At 35.3% G+C, this 2670-nt stretch carries 3 protein-coding genes; all 3 read right to left on the reverse strand.

Features of this window, described 5'->3' with window-relative positions:
- Positions 1-92 precede the first annotated feature (92 nt).
- Positions 93-563, reverse strand: coding sequence for an HNH endonuclease (locus D0817_RS24635; RefSeq protein WP_127340988.1), 471 nt, complete (start codon positions 561-563; stop codon positions 93-95).
- 264 nt (positions 564-827) lie between these two features.
- On the reverse strand, positions 828-2072 hold the full coding sequence (locus D0817_RS24640; protein WP_127340989.1) for a relaxase/mobilization nuclease domain-containing protein: 1245 nt from the start codon (positions 2070-2072) through the stop codon (positions 828-830).
- Positions 2060-2452, reverse strand: coding sequence for a plasmid mobilization protein (locus D0817_RS24645; RefSeq protein WP_111422505.1), 393 nt, complete (start codon positions 2450-2452; stop codon positions 2060-2062). Before D0817_RS24645 ends, D0817_RS24640 begins: the two co-directional genes overlap by 13 nt.
- Positions 2453-2670 lie beyond the last annotated feature (218 nt).

Raw genomic sequence — 2670 nt, forward strand, 5'->3', positions numbered from 1 at the left:
AATACTTAATTCACCACAAAACCTGGTGGTCAATTTGCTCCGGAATTAGGTGGTCAGTTTGCTCCGGAACGGGTGGTCAATTTACTCCGGAATTAGGTGGTCAAATTGACCGGTTTTTCCACTTTATCCAGTAAATCCCAACCAAGTTCTTTAATAGTCCAGTTTGATTTTGCAGAGTTACGTATCATAGATGTAGTGATCCAATTTTCTTCATTATCGTTTCCGCCTCTTGCGACGGGATTTAAATGATCAATTGTGGGGAAAAGTTCCCAATAAATGCTATGTGTTTCAGACATTTTCCAGTTTCTATGGTATTTAAAAATATCTGGAAATTCAATACTTAAAATCATTAGCAATCCTGGAAAAATCAATTTATCTCCTGAATATCTATCTATAAATCCATCACTTAAATAACACTTACACATTTCAAATTTAGAATATTGTCGTCTTGAAGCTGAATTTACTGAAAACGGATAATTTGCGTTAGCTAAATCAATACCGTCATCTTTTCGATCTTCAAGTAAAAGTTGACAAAGATTTTTGATTATTTCTGTTTTCTCCATTTAGTGTTTGACATTTATGGTAAATTGCTTATTTTAACCATAAAATTGCATCAATACTTTTTTAGGTGGCTTTGAGCTGTAAGTAAGCTGATTTTCATTCAAGCGAATATAAGAAATAATTTTACGACAATTTATTAACCTTTTTAAAATAAATAAAAACGCATTCATCGCTTTACTAAAGAAATGATTTTTGATGAATTTATGTAATCTCTGAATAATTATGTAAGTTGAAAAATGGAAAAGGATAAATGTACACTCTATTAATCAAATTCCTCTCTTAATTGTTTTCTTCTTTCTTTGTTTAAATTCTTTAGATATATAGTCATTAATTTTTTCACCACGAAGGAGTATATCTGCAATATTTTCTTTTACATGCTGTCTTAATTCAAGATTTTGAAAGTCCTCTGAATTTGCTGAAACAGTACTTTGATATTTTCTTTCAAATGCAAGAATGTTGAAGGCACAGCTTTCCTGAATTCCTTTTGCACTGAATTCTTTTCCCAGACTGCTTCCATTAAAAACGGCTCTGGTTTTATGGTCAACGTAAGTTATTCCGTAAAGCTGTCTTTCTCTGTTTTTTCTTAGAATCACGTGAATGCTTTCTCCTTCCAATACTTTGGATAATTTTTCGGGAGAAACTATATTTTCACGAAAGAAAGCCAGTTTTATGGCATTTTTTAAATATTTTTTACAAGACTCTTTCGCTGCTTCATTAGACTTAAACTTTCCTTCTAGAAATTTTAAAGTAGGTCTGCTGGAGAATTCGCTGGCTTTTATCGGGACGCCTATCGGTTTTGAATTCTGGTCAAGTATCTTGTAAAGCAGTCCATTATTTTTAAAAACTCTTGATTCCTCGCTTCCCCTGTCAGCATGAACGTTATAGAGGTTTAAAACTGCGTTGAGTTCAGCCAGGCTTGAATATTTATAATCAAACAAAACCTTGTTTAAAACGGAATTGATCGCCTTTTTGGACTCTGCTTTTCCATATTGGACTCTGCCGACATCTATCGGATTTAACGAAAATTGTTCTTTCTGTTTTCTTCCTTCGGCTTTTACAAGCCCGAACATTTCTTCAATTTCTTTCCGGGCAGGTTCTGATTTTCTGATCCCTAATAAATGCAGGTCAATTCTTTTCCCGTCTCTCTGAATGTTGTTTGTCACTATATGGCAATGCGGATGCCCCGCATCATAATGCTGATACACCAGATAAGGCTGTCTGCCAAATCCCAGTTTTTCCATATAAGTATCTGCAATTTCAGCCAGTTTTTCTTTCGAATGATTCTCCGAGGGATCAAAGTTGAGAGAGATATGCACCGAATTCCGCTTCGCATTGGTATTGAGTTCTGCCAGTTTTAGAAAGCGGTTTAATTTTGAAGTGAAATTCAGTTTTTCCAGTTCCAGCGGATAATTCACAGCACTTATGCATTCCGCTTTTCCGATCTGAACTTTATTTTCGTTGTAATTCAGAATGCCTCTTATGGATGAGCTTGTTTTTATCACTGCAACCATTTTTCTGCTATTTTCTGGGTGTGACCTGATACTTCTTCCATTTTATCAAAAAGCCTTTTTCTCTGGATTTCGAACAGATAAAGATGTCCTTTAAAATCAGGAACTGTTTTGAGCGTGTTTATCTTTCGGGCAATCTGATTGATATTATTGCCGATTGCCCGTAATTCGGAAGTAAGTACAGCAGTCTCTTCCATCAGTTCGTCTAAAGACTGATTTCTGTAAGTGGCTACAATTGGTTTGTTGAATAAGTGGCTTCTGATGTGGTCACTTAATTTTCGGCAGGTGCTTGCTCTGAATCTTTTTTCCAGTTCGGCATACTCCAAAGGAGTGAATCGCAGTCCCACGATTCGTGTTCTGTTTGAATTTTCTCTTTTCATCATCTTTCATTTTCATTATTATCAAACTCTTTTCTTTTAAGTTTCTCCACCGCCGAGTTCCGAGGCAATGGGTGGCAAGATAGGCGGTTGTTAAACAACCGTTCATCTTGCCGACTGCAGGAACGTGGCAGTCTTTGAGATTTTTTTTAAAGCAGGTTTCTAATTTAAATAAAATATTTAAAAGTTTGATAGTCATAATTTACTCATGATGGCTGTAGGTT

Source organism: Flavobacterium cupreum, assembly GCF_003996965.1.
Classification (GTDB): Bacteria; Bacteroidota; Bacteroidia; order Flavobacteriales; family Flavobacteriaceae; genus Flavobacterium; species Flavobacterium cupreum.

Bases quoted from the DNA above. Each gene is read 5' to 3' on its own strand.
- D0817_RS24635 (WP_127340988.1), bottom strand. From the start codon at position 563: ATGGAGAAAACAGAAATAATCAAAAATCTTTGTCAACTTTTACTTGAA.
- D0817_RS24640 (WP_127340989.1), bottom strand. From the start codon at position 2,072: ATGGTTGCAGTGATAAAAACAAGCTCATCCATAAGAGGCATTCTGAAT.
- D0817_RS24645 (WP_111422505.1), bottom strand. From the start codon at position 2,452: ATGATGAAAAGAGAAAATTCAAACAGAACACGAATCGTGGGACTGCGA.